This window comes from Haploplasma axanthum, from assembly GCF_900660745.1.
In the GTDB taxonomy this organism is placed as follows: domain Bacteria; phylum Bacillota_I; class Bacilli_A; order Acholeplasmatales; family Acholeplasmataceae; genus Haploplasma; species Haploplasma axanthum.
In genome coordinates this window covers 1739195-1754365 of sequence record NZ_LR215048.1, presented here as the reverse complement: position 1 = coordinate 1754365, position 15171 = coordinate 1739195, and the positions used below count along the sequence as shown (strand labels likewise).

Annotated in this window: 18 protein-coding genes; 15 read left to right on the top strand and 3 right to left on the bottom strand. The window is 27.0% G+C overall.

What is annotated here, in order from left to right:
* Nucleotides 1–13 precede the first annotated feature (13 nt).
* The 7 genes from EXC62_RS08035 to EXC62_RS08005 all read left to right on the top strand — a co-directional run bounded on the left by EXC62_RS08035 (nucleotide 14) and on the right by EXC62_RS08005 (nucleotide 6768).
* The gene (locus EXC62_RS08035) at nucleotides 14–796 is read left to right on the top strand and encodes a DUF92 domain-containing protein (RefSeq protein WP_026390253.1); all 783 of its coding nucleotides are present in this window, start codon (nucleotides 14–16) and stop codon (nucleotides 794–796) included.
* A gap of 20 nt (nucleotides 797–816) precedes the next feature.
* The gene (locus tag EXC62_RS08030; RefSeq protein WP_026390252.1) at nucleotides 817–1290 is read left to right on the top strand and encodes a hypothetical protein; all 474 of its coding nucleotides are present in this window, start codon (nucleotides 817–819) and stop codon (nucleotides 1288–1290) included.
* A complete protein-coding gene (locus EXC62_RS08025; protein ID WP_026390251.1) occupies nucleotides 1283–2674 on the top strand; it encodes a deoxyribodipyrimidine photo-lyase in 1392 nt (463 codons plus the stop codon). Before EXC62_RS08030 ends, EXC62_RS08025 begins: the two co-directional genes overlap by 8 nt.
* Before the next feature lie 68 nt (nucleotides 2675–2742).
* Complete coding sequence (locus EXC62_RS08020) at nucleotides 2743–3444, top strand: hypothetical protein (RefSeq protein WP_129747571.1); 702 nt, start codon at nucleotides 2743–2745, stop codon at nucleotides 3442–3444.
* A gap of 112 nt (nucleotides 3445–3556) precedes the next feature.
* Nucleotides 3557–4735 carry a class I SAM-dependent rRNA methyltransferase gene (locus EXC62_RS08015; RefSeq protein WP_052589762.1) on the top strand — a complete coding sequence of 393 codons (1179 nt, stop codon included), beginning with the start codon at nucleotides 3557–3559 and terminating at the stop codon, nucleotides 4733–4735.
* A 310-nt stretch (nucleotides 4736–5045) separates the two neighbouring features.
* A complete protein-coding gene (locus EXC62_RS08010) occupies nucleotides 5046–6476 on the top strand; it encodes a hypothetical protein (RefSeq protein ID WP_026390248.1) in 1431 nt (476 codons plus the stop codon).
* Nucleotides 6477–6573: 97 nt separating this feature from the next.
* Nucleotides 6574–6768 (top strand): hypothetical protein, encoded by a 195-nt coding sequence (locus EXC62_RS08005; protein ID WP_026390247.1) that lies wholly within the window; start codon nucleotides 6574–6576, stop codon nucleotides 6766–6768.
* Nucleotides 6769–6833: 65 nt separating this feature from the next.
* Here the strand turns inward: EXC62_RS08005 and EXC62_RS08000 are convergent, their stop codons facing one another.
* Entirely contained in the window at nucleotides 6834–7151 is a 318-nt protein-coding gene (locus EXC62_RS08000; RefSeq protein ID WP_026390246.1) for a thioredoxin family protein, read from the bottom strand.
* A gap of 106 nt (nucleotides 7152–7257) precedes the next feature.
* Here EXC62_RS08000 and msrA point away from each other — a divergent pair, with 106 nt between their 5' ends.
* Nucleotides 7258–7767, top strand: a complete 510-nt coding sequence (gene msrA, locus EXC62_RS07995; protein WP_035375615.1) for a peptide-methionine (S)-S-oxide reductase MsrA — start codon at nucleotides 7258–7260, stop codon at nucleotides 7765–7767.
* A 66-nt stretch (nucleotides 7768–7833) separates the two neighbouring features.
* Here msrA and rpsD read toward each other — a convergent pair whose 3' ends face one another.
* Complete coding sequence (rpsD, locus tag EXC62_RS07990; RefSeq protein ID WP_026390244.1) at nucleotides 7834–8433, bottom strand: 30S ribosomal protein S4; 600 nt, start codon at nucleotides 8431–8433, stop codon at nucleotides 7834–7836.
* Nucleotides 8434–8690: 257 nt separating this feature from the next.
* On the opposite strand from rpsD, the gene thiI reads away from it, so the two are divergent.
* The 3 genes from thiI to EXC62_RS07975 are packed head-to-tail and all read left to right on the top strand — an operon-like array spanning nucleotide 8691 to nucleotide 11526.
* Nucleotides 8691–9935, top strand: a complete 1245-nt coding sequence (gene thiI / locus EXC62_RS07985; RefSeq protein WP_035375626.1) for a tRNA uracil 4-sulfurtransferase ThiI — start codon at nucleotides 8691–8693, stop codon at nucleotides 9933–9935.
* The gene (locus tag EXC62_RS07980) at nucleotides 9932–10630 is read left to right on the top strand and encodes a TrmH family RNA methyltransferase (RefSeq protein WP_162140138.1); all 699 of its coding nucleotides are present in this window, start codon (nucleotides 9932–9934) and stop codon (nucleotides 10628–10630) included. Before thiI ends, EXC62_RS07980 begins: the two co-directional genes overlap by 4 nt.
* Nucleotides 10627–11526 (top strand): apurinic/apyrimidinic endonuclease family protein, encoded by a 900-nt coding sequence (locus EXC62_RS07975; protein WP_026390242.1) that lies wholly within the window; start codon nucleotides 10627–10629, stop codon nucleotides 11524–11526. Before EXC62_RS07980 ends, EXC62_RS07975 begins: the two co-directional genes overlap by 4 nt.
* Here EXC62_RS07975 and def read toward each other — a convergent pair.
* The gene (gene def, locus EXC62_RS07970) at nucleotides 11510–12082 is read right to left on the bottom strand and encodes a peptide deformylase (protein ID WP_026390241.1); all 573 of its coding nucleotides are present in this window, start codon (nucleotides 12080–12082) and stop codon (nucleotides 11510–11512) included. The two genes, EXC62_RS07975 and def, sit on opposite strands and share 17 nt — an antisense overlap.
* A 41-nt stretch (nucleotides 12083–12123) precedes the next feature.
* Here def and EXC62_RS07965 point away from each other — a divergent pair, with 41 nt between their 5' ends.
* The 4 genes from EXC62_RS07965 (at nucleotide 12124) to EXC62_RS07950 (ending at nucleotide 15163) form a co-directional block, all read left to right on the top strand.
* Nucleotides 12124–12813 (top strand): pseudouridine synthase, encoded by a 690-nt coding sequence (locus EXC62_RS07965; protein WP_162140137.1) that lies wholly within the window; start codon nucleotides 12124–12126, stop codon nucleotides 12811–12813.
* A complete protein-coding gene (locus EXC62_RS07960) occupies nucleotides 12810–13211 on the top strand; it encodes a YlbF family regulator (RefSeq protein ID WP_026390239.1) in 402 nt (133 codons plus the stop codon). Before EXC62_RS07965 ends, EXC62_RS07960 begins: the two co-directional genes overlap by 4 nt.
* Nucleotides 13195–13434, top strand: coding sequence for a DUF2129 domain-containing protein (locus tag EXC62_RS07955; protein WP_026390238.1), 240 nt, complete (start codon nucleotides 13195–13197; stop codon nucleotides 13432–13434). The genes EXC62_RS07960 and EXC62_RS07955 overlap by 17 nt, the downstream gene beginning before the upstream one ends.
* Before the next feature lie 250 nt (nucleotides 13435–13684).
* Complete coding sequence (locus EXC62_RS07950) at nucleotides 13685–15163, top strand: ABC transporter substrate-binding protein (RefSeq protein WP_026390237.1); 1479 nt, start codon at nucleotides 13685–13687, stop codon at nucleotides 15161–15163.
* Nucleotides 15164–15171 lie beyond the last annotated feature (8 nt).

Below are 15171 nucleotides of genomic sequence, written 5' to 3'. Positions count from 1 at the left end.
AGGAGGAATTCCAATGGAAATTTTTATTGGTTTTTTATTAAGTACAATTATATCTTTAGTCGCATATCGTAAAAAATCATTAGATTTGTCCGGATTAGTAATGGCTGTAATTATGGGGACACTAATATATTTCTTTGGAACATATATTGTTTTTACGCTTTTAATGTTATTTTTTATATCATCAAGTATCATTACAAAGTTTAAAAAAGATGAGACAAATGATCATGAGAAGAGGGGAAGAAATTATATTCAAGTTATTGTAAATTCACTTCCTGCATTAGTTTTTTGTATAGGTTATTACTTTACTAAAAATCATTCGTTTTTAGTAGTTGCTGCAGTTGCAATTGCTGCATCAACATCTGATACCTGGGCATCTGAGATTGGTAAATTATCAAAAGGTAATGTTGTTTCAATTATCAATTTTAAGCTAATTTCAAAAGGTGAATCTGGAGGGATTAGTTTAGTTGGAACTATTGCATCACTTATAGGAAGTTTTTTTATAGGTATTGCATTCTTAGGTTTAATGATCATAGAGTTTAAATATAGCAATCAATATTTAATTTATCTAATTATCTTGATATTTGGAGGATTTTTAGGAAGTATAGTTGATAGTTATATGGGAGTCTTACTACAAGGGAAGTTTTTAAATAAGGAAACAAATACTAAAACAGAGAAAAGGGTTAAAGGAAATTCTTATTTGTTAGTATCAGGTTTTTTCTTTATTAATAATGATGTTGTTAATTTCTTAAGCACAACAATAGTCGCAATTATTTTTGGGTTTATTGTTATTAGATAAAATTATAGGGGGAGATACAAATGATTTTTAAAAGAAGTTTTTGGTTTAATCTGTTTATAGTTCTTGGAATTATTGGTTTAATTCTAAGTATACTATTAGATAACTATGAATATAAATTAATTAGTGATATAAGATTTTATACATATATTGAATATGTTCTTTTATATGGTTTAATAGTATATTTTATTATAAGTAATAGTATTCATATTGTAAAAATAATAGGGCATAAAAAACATTATAAATACCTTGTACCTATAACATCGGTTTTGATGATATTAAGTGTTTTAGTTATCCTTATAGGCTTGTTGTTATCTAGAAATCAAATTGATTATAAAGGATTAGATTATAGTCAAACAAGAAATATTTCAGAACTTGGCGAGGGTTTTTTAAAAACTGGAATTGAAACATTTGCTGTAACTATCTTTTGTGGAACTGTATATGCAGTAACATATGAGAACGTTAGAAAAACAGGGTATTATTCAAAAGATGAATAAAAAAAGAAGAAAAGAATTATTGTCCACTAACCAAAAAAGAGATAGTAAATATGTTTTATATTGGATGCAGCAATCAATGAGAGTTTCCTATAATCACGCCCTTTTAGAGGCAATAAACATTAGTAATCAAAAGAACTTACCATTACTTGTTTGTTTTACTCTTACAGATGGATATTTAGGCGCGAATAGAAGACATTATGAATTTATGCTACAAGGTATTAAAGAGGTTTCTAACGAATTGAATGAAATGGGAATTAGCTTCGTTATAAAAAAGGGAGAACCTTTTGAAGCATTAAAACCACTACTGTTAGATGCTGATACAATTGTAATGGATTATGGGTATTTAAAGCCGCAATTAAAGTGGAGAAGAGAAGTCTATGATTACTGTAAAGGTAATTTAGAAACTAATTTAATTATGATTGAGTCGGATTTAATAGTTCCAGTTAAAGAAGCATATGAAAAAACAGCTTATGCTGCATATGCAATTAGACCACACCTTTTAAAGAAAATGAATGATTATTTTGATTTCAATGGATTAAAAGAGATTAATAATAAAGCTAAGTTAAGGATTAAATCAGATTTTAATTTTGATAGATTTCATGAAGAATTAGACTTATTAAAACTAGATCATTCGGTAAAATTAAACGGTTTTTTTAAAGGTGGATATAGTGAGGCAATTAAACATTTAAATCTTTTCTTTAATAATCAATTAAAAGAATATGAAAAGCGTAGTGATCCTTCATTAAATATTCAATCATATATGTCAATTTATCTTCACTTTGGTCAAATATCAGTTTTAGATATTATTGAAAGGCTAAAAGAATATGTTTTTAAATATGAAACAAATTATGCAAATTACGATATGTTTATTGAACAGTTAGTTGTTAGAAGAGAACTAGCATATAATTTTGTTACTTATGAAAAAGATTATGATTTGTATGAGAAAATGACTTTGCCTTGGGCGTATGAAACAATAGACAAACATAAGAATGATAAAAGACTTATAGACTATAATCTTGAAGAATTAGAATATTCAAAAACTCATGATGAATATTTTAATGCTGCTATGACTGAAATGAGAGTTACAGGTTTTATGGCTAATTATATGAGAATGTATTGGGCTAAGAAAATTATGGAATGGTCAAGTAGTATGAAATTGGCGTATGAAAGAATTGTTTATTTGAATAATAAATATTTTCTTGATGGAAGAGATGCTAATTCATATATGAATATCGCTTGGTGCTTTGGTAGACATGATAGGCCATGGAAAGAAAGAAATATTTTTGGAACTTTAAGATATATGAATGCTGACGGTTTAAAAAGAAAGTTTAAAATAGATAAGTATGTAGAAACTGTTTTGAATAACTATAGCATCTTAGAATAATTTTACTTGAATAAATAGTTATGTTTTGAGAATTTAATTTAAATATTAAAGGAGGAACATAGGGGATGATGAGTGATAGTTTAAAGTATGTATCATTAGAATTTGACGATTATGAACTATATAAATTAGTTCAAAGGGATTTTAAACTGTTCTTTAAAAATCATGATTTTCAAAGTTTAAATATGTGCATGAAGAACATATTTAATTGTTTAGAAGATTCGATTTTTAAGAAATATTTTGTTAAAGAAAATAAGAATTATTCAGTTCTAATTAATCTGTGTGGTGTGGCTGATAGTCTTATTAATAAAAGTGATTTGAAGGTAGATTATATACTTGATGTTTATCAGGAAGATATGGACTCAATTTATTTTGATGGGAACTATCATATAATAAGAATGCTTGATGAACTTCAGAATTCGGATTCAGCTATTTATTTTATTGTTACAAGTGAAGATAATTTTAATGTAGCTACAATGTTTGAAGAACAGTTAAGAGTCAAAAAGTGTGTTTCATTTATCTTTGTAGATTCTAAAAATAATAATGATGTTAAAATGATTATTAATAAATTTAGTGATGTATTAAGAAGACAAAGTTTTAATCTTGAAAATGTTAATTGTTTCAAAAAAAGAATCAATAATAACAATGTGATTACTTGTGATTACATTAAAGTTAGTCAAAAAAATATGGAAACAATTATTATAACTCTTTCGGTTTGTGAGAATATTGTCTTTGATATTTTTTATAAAGAACATAATTTTATATTGATATAAGAGTTTTAGTTTAAGAAAGTAAGAGAACAAGTGTAAAAACTTGTTCTTTTTTAAGTTAGTTAATAGATTACTTTTTTGATATAATAGGTATGAGTACGGAAGGAAAATTGATATGGAAATTTGTAAAATATATTTAAAGAAAAAAGAAGAAGAACGTTTATTAAAAGGACATTCATGGGTATTTGGTAATGAAATAGATAGATTTGAAGGTAAGATTAAAAGTGGAGATATTGCTTATGTTTATTCATCAAAAGGTGAATTTATTGGAAAAGGATTTTTAAATACAACTTCAAAGATCTTTGTTAGATTATTAACGAGAAATGAAAATCAAGTTATTGATAAGAATTTTTTTTATGAACTAATTTATAGATCTAATAAATCAAGAGTAGATTTAGGATATTCAAATAGTTATCGTGTGCTTTTTGGTGAATCTGATGGTGTTCCAGGATTTATCATTGATAAATATGATGAATATTTGGTTGTTCAAATACTTTCATATGGCATTGATTTGATTAAAGAAATGCTAATAGAAATATTAGTGGAAATATTTAATCCAAAAGGAATATATGAAAGAAGTGATGCACCAGTTAGAAAAAAAGAAGGATTAGAATTATTTAAGGGAACGATATATGGTGAAGTTCCAGATCGAGTTTTGATTAAAGAAAATCATTTAGATATGTATGTTGATGTTAAAAATGGCCAAAAAACTGGAACATTTTTAGATCAACAAGATAACTATAATGCTATAAAACCATATGTAAAAAATAAAGATGTTTTAGATTGTTTTTCAAATATAGGTGGATTTGGATTACATGCTCTATCATTTGGTGCTAAAAATGTTACATGTGTTGATATATCAGAACATGCAACAAATCAAATAAAAGAAAATGCTACATTAAATAACTATAAAGTTGAAACAGTGACGAAAGATGTTTTTTCACTTTTAAGAGAATATCAAACTGAAGGTAAGAAATTTGATACAATTATCTTAGATCCACCAGCATTTGCTAAAAAGAATGATGATACAAAAAAAGCTTATCAAGGATATAAAGATATTAATTTAAACGCCATGAAATTAATTAATGAAGATGGCTATTTAATTACTTGTTCATGTTCTTATTTTATGAATCCAGCATTATTTATGGAAATGGTTATGGATGCTGCAAGTGATGCTAAAAAAGTAGCACAAATGATTGAATTTAGAACGCAAAGTAAAGATCATCCTGCACTCCTTGGTTCTGATGAATCTTTCTATTTAAAAATATTAATTGTAAGAATAAAAAGTTTATAATAAATAGAGTATAAATAAAATATCTGAGTCAATTATAATAATCTAAGTAATCAAGAATATGTGAGTATTGATAAAAATGTTTTGATGGATACTTTAAATGTATTTGAAATAATTAATCAAAAACTTATTTAATTTAGTGTTCTATGTAATAAAAAGGAAGATTTAGACTTTAGATTCTTCCTTTTTTTATATAAAAAAGATTTAATTTAATTTTGTTTATATATTTATATTTTTTAATTTATATAAATGAATTTGACATTCAAAAGTTGTTTTGATATAATTCATAGTGAAATAAAGATGTCAAAATGAAATGGGGGAGATTGAAATTAAAAGAATAATCGTTTTTATTTTAAGTTTATTTTTATTTAATGGCATGTTTTTTACTAAGATTTATGCAGAAGAAAAAGATAATTTAGATGTTGTAGTTTATGAAGAAAATTCTGATGATATTATTAAGTTTGTTTGGACAAAAGATAGTTCATATAATACTTTTGGAATTAGTAGAATAAACAGTGAGTCTGATTCACAAAATCTTTTTTTAGAATATGGAATAAATGAAGAAGAAGCATTTAAATCTAACAGTGTACATGTGCAGCGTGAAAATGTTCATTATGATCAATTTGAGCAAATAGCACCTGAAGGTATGGGATTTGATTTAGAGGGTAATCTTGCAACATATTCGGAGGATTTATTTAATCAAGAAACATTTGTTCATCCAAGAGGATATGTTACATTTACAACTAAGGCATATGACCTTGGATATTTTGATGGTGGAGTTGTATATCATATTGAAGTTGAGGTAGAACTAAACAAAAAATTTGTACAACAAATGGAAGATGCATTAGTTATTCAACATGGGGATAATGCTTCAGTTTACGATGGAATAAAGCCGAAAGGTATAGCAGTTCGTAAGTACTTAGGATCACAAATGAGAGAAGATGAGATAATACCTGACTTTGCAAATGGATTTGCTTATGGTGTTGATTTTAAATTCTCATTGAGTAAAAAAACTGTTAGTCAGAATATATATGAAACAAAAAAAGTGATTGGACATCACTACATAACGGCATCAGACACTACAGCGGTATTGCCTACATATATACATAATTTTAATATTATAAAACCTAGTTTAAGTATAAGTTATAAGAGTATTGGTGTTGGAATTTCTTCTGGAGCTAATACTGAAAAAATGGCAGCAACACCAATGACCTTGAGAGGGTATAAGAATTTTATAAAAACAGAAATTCTTGATTTAAGTCCAAATGAGTATAATTTTCAACCACAATATTTTTTTTATCAAATTGAACAAACACATAATATAAGAAATTGGAATTTTTCAACAAAAAGGTTAAGAACAGGCTATATAGAGGAGCAATATGTTAATTTATCACCAAATAGAAAAGGTGCTGGAGAAGCATATATTGAGTTTTATTTTAATCAGGAAATACATGAAGTTGATATTGAACTAGCATTTTGGAGTTCATTTGAGAAGATTTCATCCACTGATTCCGCATATATTCAATATAGGGATAAAAATGGGAACTGGATTCAATTATTAGATATTATGGATGAAAAAAATGTAGTTCCAACTGATAGACAAAATCCTAAAAGGTTTGAACTTATAATTCTTGAAGGAAGTAAACAGATAAGAATAATAACAAATACAGCTGATCCGAAAGGCGACAAAAATAAGGGGAGAATTTCAGTGGGAGATATTAGGTTCGTTTCTTATTCAAGATAAAATAAATACAAATTAAAAAAGTCTATCATAATTATTTAATGCAAGTAGTATTTTATATTTATTTTGATAGTGTTAAAAATGAAAGGTACGTGTTAAAATGAAAAGCTTTGTTCAAAAAATATTAGCATTTAATATAATAACAATAATAGTATTCATACTTATTTCTGGATATGTTGAAGAAAGAGTTGGATATCCACTTTATTTTGGAACATTACTATTTATTATTATGATAGAGATTCCTATTATTATATTAAAGTATATTAAGGAAAAAGATGATAATGATGAAGAATAGTCTTGTTAAAATATTAATAGCTCTATAAGTAAAAACAACTACTAGTGATATTATTAGTAGTTGTTTTATATTAGTCTCTTAATCATTTTGTTTAGTCTATGAAAATCAATAATTCTTGATTCACGATGGATTTCAACATTCTCATAGAATAATAGTAAAGTTGGAATTGTAAAAATTAAATGTTGACCTCTAAACATAGGGCTATTATCTATTTCAAGATAATGTATATCAAGAGTAGGGTATAGATTTTGAAAAGTACTATTAATTCTATTTTCTACTGCATGACAAACACCACAGTTAGTTCCTTTTACAAAGATTAAAATAAGGTTTTTGTTTTTAGATATTATATCTTCAATTTGTTTTTCATTACTCATGTATATCATTTTATCACCATATAAATTATAACAAATAGATATGTTAATATTAGGATATTTACTTTTGAATCTAATTAACAAAGTGATATAATGTAGAAGAATAGGAGGTTTTGTTATGGAAAAAGAAATAGTATTTGCAGGTGGCTGCTTTTGGGGCGTTGATGCATATTTTAAAGATGTATTAGGAGTAATTGAAACTAAGACTGGATATGCAAATGGAAATACAAAAAATCCAACATATGAAGATGTTTGTGCAGGAATTGCTACACATGCAGAGGTTGTATATATAAAATATGATGGTAATAAAACAAATCTTAATATCTTACTAGATCATTTCTTTAGGATTGTAAATCCATACACATTAAATAAACAAGGAAATGATATTGGAATTCAATATCGTAGTGGTATATATTATAGTAATTTAGATGATAAAAAAATTGTTGCTGATTATATTAATAAGTTACAGGCGAAGTCTGATAGAAAGATTGTTGTTGCTGTTGAAGAATTAAGAAATTTTTATGAAGCTGAAGAATATCATCAAGATTATTTAACTAAGAATCCTAAAGGATATTGTCATATTGATTTAGGGTTATTAAAAGAAGAAGAAAAAAATCCGGGAAAATAATCCTGGATTTTTATTTTAAGTAGTAAAAATAAAAAAAGCCAAGTTATTAAACCTGACTTTAATTTATTATCTGTTGTAGAATTCTACGATTAATTGTTCATTAACTTCTGATAAGAATTCATTTCTTTCTGGGTATCTTACGAATGTTCCAGATTTCTTGTCTTTGTCATAGTTAACGTAATCAACTGGATTGAATTGTGATTCTAATGCTTCAACAACAATCTTTAAGCTTTGTGATTTTTCTTTTAATGCAATAGTTTGTCCTGGTTGTAATCTATATGATGGAATATCTACTTTTTTTCCATCAACTAAAATATGACCATGGTTAACTAATTGACGAGCTTGTGATCTAGTTTTAGCTAATCCTAAACGGTATACAACGTTGTCTAAACGAGATTCTAATAATTTTAAGAAATTCTCACCATGAACTCCAGTTAACTGACGAGCTTCAAGGAATGTTTTATGGAATTGTTTTTCAGAAACTCCATATGTAAAACGAACCTTTTGTTTTTCAGCTAATTGTAGACCATAGTCACTTGGTTTAGAACGTCTTTTACCGTGTTGACCTGGAGCGTATGGACGCTTCTTTAATTCTTTTCCTGTTTCTGAAATTGAAAATCCTAAACGTCTTGAAACTTTCCAAGTTGAACCTGTAAATCTTGACATAACTTTTTCCTCCTTGTTATATATTTGGGGTAAAAAGTTACCTTATCTTTAAATATTCTTAATCCCGATATTCTGTTCACCTTAAAGCAGTAAAGGTTACTAAGGGCTTCTTATAAAGTAGGGATATTGGAAGTATTTTCAAAGGCCTGCTTTTTTACCTGCATTGTTTATTTTACCTTATATTGCAATAAATGTCAATTATAAATACAAATTGTTTATATTATTATAATATATGATAAAATATTTATGGTGATAGAATGAAATTATTAGTAAGATTTGGCGATTTAATGCTTAAAGGTAAAAACAAGAAGATCTTTATAAATAGCCTTAATAAACATGTGAGTAAAAAATTTAGTGATTTAGATGTAATTGTTGATAAAAGACATGATCGATTATATTTAGAATTTAATGAAGAATTAAAAAGCGAAATAGAGAAACGAATTATGCAAATACCTGGTATTCATTCATATAGTGTTGTCTATGATGCAGATAAAAATATTGAATCGATTGTTAAAAAAGCGATTGAAGTATTAAATATAGAACTTAATAATGATAAAGAGTATACGTTTAAAGTAGAAACAAAGAGAAGTGATAAATCATTCGAATATTTAAGTAATGATTTTACAAGAGCTGTTGCTCCACTTATTTTAAAAGAAAGTGATAAGAAATTACTTGTTGATGTTAAAAATCCCGAAGTTGTTTTAAATATTAATATTAGAACAGAGGGAGCATATCTATATTTAACAAGCAAACTTGCTCTTGGTGGCTTTCCGGCGACTATAGCAGGTAGAGGCTTATTAATGATGAGTGGTGGAATCGATAGTCCTGTATCAGCTTTTCTAGCTATTAAGCAAGGAATTGAAATTGAACTTCTTCATTTTGAATCCAGTCCGTTAACACCACTTGAGTCTGTTAATAAAGTCCATGATTTAGCAACCAAATTAGCAGTTTTTCTTCCAAATGAAAAAATTAAGTTACATGTTGTTCCATTTATGAAATTACATGAACAATTGTTAAATAATGTTTCAGAGTCGTATGTAATTACAATAATGAGAAGAATGATGTATCGAATTGCTGAGAGATTTGCTAATGAAAGAAGTATTAAAGTTTTGGTAAACGGTGAATCTGTTGGACAAGTTGCTTCACAAACTTTAAGTAGTATTAAAGTGGTTGAAAATGTAACTAATATTCCAGTTTTAAGACCTGTAATTACTTATGATAAAAAAGAGATTATGGATATTGCTGAAAGAATTGATACATTTAAAATATCAATTAAACCATTCAATGATTGTTGTTCGATTTATGTACCTAAGAATCCTGTGATTAGTCCAACTATTGAAAAAGCTGAGTTTGAAGAATCAAAATTCGATTATAATTTATTTATTGATGAAACAATGAAGAATATAAAAACAATTGTCGTTTCAAAAAATAGTGTTAGAGATTTTAGTATGTATGGTTTTACATTTTTAGAAGCATATGAAAATATGGAGAATGAAAAATGATTATATCTAAAGATAATGAAACAATTAAATATTTAAAAAAGTTAAAACAAAAAAAATACCGAGATGCTGAAAATAAGTTCTTGGTTTTTGGTGATCATTTAGTTTCGGAAGCATTAAATAATGGTAAAGTTTTAAATATTTATACCTCTAATGAAAATAAAGAAGGAATTTTAATTACCGATAATATAATGAAAGAATTAAACTTTACAGAAACACCATATGATATTTTAGCTGTTTGTGAAAAAGTTGATAAAGATTTTAAAAGTGATAAAATATTAGTATTAGAGGATGTTCAAGATCCTGATAATGTTGGAGCATTATTAAGAAGTGCTTCAGCATTTGGGTTTAGAACAGTTTTATTATCAAATAAATGTGCTGATTGTTACAATGAGAAAACGATTAGAGCATCAAAAGGAGCAATCTTTCATTTAGATATTAAAAGAGTTGATGTCTATAAGAAAATAAATGAATTAAAAGAATTAGGATATGTGATTTATACTACAGATGTAAGAGGAACTAATAAGGGTAAGTTATTAGATAATTGTGTACTTGTCTTAGGAAATGAAGGACAAGGAGTAACGGACCAAATGCAAGGTTTAGCAGATTATAAACTAACAATTAAAACTGAAAATGTTGAAAGTTTGAACGTTGCTATTGCAGGGTCAATACTAATGTATGAATGGAGTAAAATATGAGAATAATTGGATATTGTGATTTTGATGGAACAACAATTAAAGAACAAATTGAAACGGCTAATAAACTTCATGTTGATCATTTAATTTTTCGTACTTATGAAGACAAAAATATCTCTATATTGGAAGATAGTGAGATAAAAGAAATATCGAGAGAATTAAAATTAAGCAAAAAAGATATTATGATTATCGATCCTAAAATAGAATCGTATGATTTATATGATGTTGATGCTTATGAAAAAGTTCTTTTCGAGTATGAACAAGCAATTAATCAAGCAAATAAATTGAAAGTTAATTATATCTTGTACCGTCTACCCAATTTTAAGAATGTTCTTGATGAGTTTGATTCAGTTGAAAAACAATTAACACCGATAATTGATCTAGCAAAGAAAAGCGCTAAAACATTGTTAATTTATCCTGAAAAAGAAAAAACAAATGTCTTAGTTTATATATTAAAAAAATATCGCAAAAAAGATTTATCATTAATTTTTAATCCAGCACAAACTATTAAAAATGGTGAATCGCCAACAACAGCATATCGCTTATTAAAAGAATATTTTCAATTTTTCATTGCTGCAGATACAGATTCTAAATCGAATCCTGAACTCTTAGGATATGGTAAAGTTAAGATTATTGATTTGTTTAAAAGAATGAATCGTGATAATTATAAAGGTTATATAGTGTTAGATGATAGTTTCCCTTTATTTTTAGATATGCAAACAACAAAAAAAGTTCCTTGGTTTAAGAAACTTTTTAAATCTAAAAATAACTCAGATAATTATTTAAGAGGATATTCATTAAGAATTTTTCCTAATGAACCAGAAAGAATTGTTGATATCTTTGATATCTATGAGAATCAAGTTAAAGCCTTAAAGATTGTTTTTAATCTTCGGGACTAATAATTTCAAAAGCAGGTTTTGCGTTTGGTAGTTCATCATATAATTTATCAGTAAACATAATTCCTTCGATGTGATCATATTCATGTTGGAAAACAATGGCAACATAGCCTGAAACATTTAATTCGATAGGAATAACTAAGTCAGAAGCAACATCATAACGAAGAGCTTTAATGTTAATCTCTTGATATCTAGGGGTTAAACCCTTTGTAACTCGGTCAACACTTAGACAACCTTCGCCTCCTGGTACATAAATCTCACTATTATTAACAACTGTTAAAACAGGGTTTATTAATGCGTATTCGTATAAGATGCCATTGAAGTCTTCAACATAAATAACAAACATTCTTTTACTGATGTTTATTTGTGGAGCAGCAATTCCAACACCTGGTCTCAAATCATATTCAGTAGCAATCTCATCATCTTGTGAGTTCTTGACAAACTCAAGCATTTCTTTTAATATTTTTTTATCATTAATTGATAGAGGAAGAGTAACTTCCTTTGCTTTTTTAGTAAGAGTTGGATGTCCTTCTCTTATAATATCATCCATTAAAATCATAGTAACACCTCATGTGGTATTATAGCATAAAGGAGAGACTTATGCGAATAGATAAGTATTTAAGTAATTTAAAATATGGCTCACGAACTGAAATAAAAAAATTGATTAAAGATAAAAAAGTTATTGTTAATAATGAAGTTATTAAAAATAATGATTTTAAAATTGATTTAAAAAATGATTCTGTTTTAATTGACGGGAAAGTGATCCCTTATTTTGAAGAACTTAATTTAGTATTAAATAAACCAAGTGGGTACTTATCTGCTAATAAAGATAATTTACATAAAACAGTGATTGATTTAATAGACGAACCTTTTAACAGATATGATTTGAAGATTTCTGGAAGACTTGATTTAGATACTGAAGGTTTATTAGTTCTAACAACAAGTGGTGAATTTGCACATGAAATCACATCACCTAACTCTAACATCCTAAAGACATATGAAGTTCTTTTAGATAAAGATTGTAATGATTTTACAGAGTTAGAAAAAGGTGTTATAATTAAAGATGGAAAAGGAAATGAGTATCTAGCAAAAGCAATTGCAATTTCTAGATTAGGTTTCTGTAAAATAAAAATTGTTATTGATGAAGGAAAGTTTCATCAAGTTAAGCGTATGTTCGAAAAAATCGGATATATTGTTATTGGATTAAAAAGAGTTAAAATTGGTAATTTAGAATTAGGTGATTTAAAAATCGGTGAATATCGTATTTTTAAAAGAGAGGAATTACTATGACAGATTTATTATTGTTAGCATATGATTATGTTGATGAATTTAAAAATAAAGACTATTATCAAGAATATATTTCATTAAGTAAAATGATTGATGATAAGTATTATGATGATCTAATTAAAGTAAATAAAATTAAAGAAGAATATGATGCTGTATTAGAATATGGAAGATATCATCCTGATTTTAAAGATGTCACTAAAAAGTATTCAGAAGCAAAGAAAAAATTGTTTGAAATTGATGATATAAAAAGATATTTTGAATTAGATCGAATAATTGAAGAAGAGATTAATGAGTTTTTAAATAAAGTTACATCAAGCATCAGTGAAAACATTCCGGTGTTTAATAAGTTTGGTTTCATAACTAAAAAAGGAGGAAGTTCTTGTAGTGGTAATTGTAGATAGAATGGCGTTTATTGTATATTTTCAAGGTAATGAGATAGTAAAACGCATTGAAAAAATGCCTGTTAATATTGCTTATGTTTCTAAAAAGGCTAATTATTTAGTTTTTTATGGCGATAAGAAACAAGAGAAAAGTTATTTTAATCAATTAAAAACTATTAGAGGTTTCAAGAAGTTTGAAATGTCACAACTTTTTAATGAGGAATACAATTTTAAACTTGAATAAGTTTTAAGGAATAAAAAACATATTTTTTCATATTGTAATTTCTTTTCTTTTTTACTTGAAAAATGTAAGCGAATACAATATAATATGTTTGTAAAGAATTTGAAAACGAGATTATGTGTAACAACATAATTTATTATTTAGTTTAATTTCGAAACGTTTCGCAAATTGAAGAATGTACTTTGAGAAAGAAAAACTTAAAGATTTAATAAAACTTCGAAACGTTTCAAGACGTTGAAAGGAAGAGGAAAAAATGAAAAAAACGTTTTATTTAGTTTTAGTATTTATGTTAGGGCTTGTTTTAGTATCTTGTGCTAAAAAACCAGATGATAGAGAAGTACTAAGATATGCAGCATGGAATTTAGGTACTGAAGCTCAAAATAACATTGAGCGAAGAATGATTAAAGCTTTTGAAGAAGCTAATCCGAATGTTAGAATTGATATCATTGAAAGACCAATGACGGTTGATGAAAATGGTAATGAAGTAGCAACAGAATGGGATGCTTTCTTTACTGCTGAAGCTGCTAGAGGAGCAATGCCAGATGTTTTCCAAGTAAGTAGCAATGTAAAAGCTATTGAATTTTCTTGGATTAGTGATGTTACAGAACAAGTAGCAGCTGATGAAGATTTTAATAATATGCCAGTTGATATTAGAGAATCAGCTAAATATAATGGTAAAATTTACGGATTACCTCAAGCAATGTTCTACTTTGGATATTTTATTAATAGAACAGTTATTAATGAAAAAAGTCCAACTGCAGTAGATATTGAATATGGAATTACTTTTGATGATTTAATGAGTGCAGCTAAAAAAGTTGCTAAAGCACCAGTAAGTGGTGGAGATGGTATTGTTGGTATTGATGGTGTTGGAAGTATTTATCAATGGTTACCTGCTCAATATGATGATTCTTTAGGATGGTTTACTCATAATGCAGATGGATATCACTTAGATAGTGATGCATTTAGAACTGCAATGCAAATTACTCAAAGTTACTACGGAACAAGTGCAACTAATCATAGAGATTATGTTTTAGAATCAACTGGTGTATATTTTGAACAAACACAAAATGATTTTTGGAATCCTGCAACTCGTTATGGTGAAGGATCAGCGTTTGAAAATGGACAACAAGCTATTAAATGGGAAGCAAGTTATAATTTAAGAAACTGGTTAGCAGCTACTAAAGATCCAAACACAACAATGCCAGGTTTATTCGGTGCAGATATTGATTTTATTGGAACACCATCTGTAACTGTTGATGGAACAAATGTTCATAAGATTCCTGTAGTTATTGACTATATTGGTGTTGGTAATGGAACTAAGAATAAAGATTTAGCATATAAATTCGCTAAATGGATGGGCTTTGGTAAAGATGGTTATACAAAACGTTTAGAAATTGCAACTCAAAATCCAGAAGCGGGTGCGGTTAACTTTGCTCCAATTGTTCAAGATGAAGAATTAACTAACAAATATTTTGAATTATATCCAACTTTAACAGAATTTAAGAAAATTGTAACTAGTCATCAAGGATTTATTATTGAAAGTTTAGGTAAAACAGTTCCGAATTATGCACTTTCAAGATGGGAAGGTAAATATGATGAAGAAAGAAACATTGCTAAAGTTTTAGATGAAATTAGAGATGGTAAAGTTAATTTATCAGATGTTATTGTAAACTTAAATAATTTAATTAATAGATACTTTGAAGAAGGTAAGACAAAATTAGAAGGTAAATAAGACTTTTA

Bases quoted from the DNA above. Each gene is read 5' to 3' on its own strand.
- def (WP_026390241.1), bottom strand. From the start codon at position 12,082: ATGATTTTAATGGATGATATTATAAGAGAAGGACATCCAACTCTTACT.
- thiI (WP_035375626.1), top strand. From the start codon at position 8,691: ATGAAATTATTAGTAAGATTTGGCGATTTAATGCTTAAAGGTAAAAAC.
- EXC62_RS08030 (WP_026390252.1), top strand. From the start codon at position 817: ATGATTTTTAAAAGAAGTTTTTGGTTTAATCTGTTTATAGTTCTTGGA.
- EXC62_RS08005 (WP_026390247.1), top strand. From the start codon at position 6,574: ATGAAAAGCTTTGTTCAAAAAATATTAGCATTTAATATAATAACAATA.
- EXC62_RS08010 (WP_026390248.1), top strand. From the start codon at position 5,046: ATGGGGGAGATTGAAATTAAAAGAATAATCGTTTTTATTTTAAGTTTA.
- msrA (WP_035375615.1), top strand. From the start codon at position 7,258: ATGGAAAAAGAAATAGTATTTGCAGGTGGCTGCTTTTGGGGCGTTGAT.
- EXC62_RS08035 (WP_026390253.1), top strand. From the start codon at position 14: ATGGAAATTTTTATTGGTTTTTTATTAAGTACAATTATATCTTTAGTC.
- EXC62_RS07980 (WP_162140138.1), top strand. From the start codon at position 9,932: ATGATTATATCTAAAGATAATGAAACAATTAAATATTTAAAAAAGTTA.
- EXC62_RS07965 (WP_162140137.1), top strand. From the start codon at position 12,124: ATGCGAATAGATAAGTATTTAAGTAATTTAAAATATGGCTCACGAACT.
- EXC62_RS07950 (WP_026390237.1), top strand. From the start codon at position 13,685: ATGAAAAAAACGTTTTATTTAGTTTTAGTATTTATGTTAGGGCTTGTT.
- rpsD (WP_026390244.1), bottom strand. From the start codon at position 8,433: ATGTCAAGATTTACAGGTTCAACTTGGAAAGTTTCAAGACGTTTAGGA.
- EXC62_RS07975 (WP_026390242.1), top strand. From the start codon at position 10,627: ATGAGAATAATTGGATATTGTGATTTTGATGGAACAACAATTAAAGAA.
- EXC62_RS08020 (WP_129747571.1), top strand. From the start codon at position 2,743: ATGAGTGATAGTTTAAAGTATGTATCATTAGAATTTGACGATTATGAA.
- EXC62_RS08000 (WP_026390246.1), bottom strand. From the start codon at position 7,151: ATGATATACATGAGTAATGAAAAACAAATTGAAGATATAATATCTAAA.
- EXC62_RS08025 (WP_026390251.1), top strand. From the start codon at position 1,283: ATGAATAAAAAAAGAAGAAAAGAATTATTGTCCACTAACCAAAAAAGA.
- EXC62_RS08015 (WP_052589762.1), top strand. From the start codon at position 3,557: ATGGAAATTTGTAAAATATATTTAAAGAAAAAAGAAGAAGAACGTTTA.
- EXC62_RS07960 (WP_026390239.1), top strand. From the start codon at position 12,810: ATGACAGATTTATTATTGTTAGCATATGATTATGTTGATGAATTTAAA.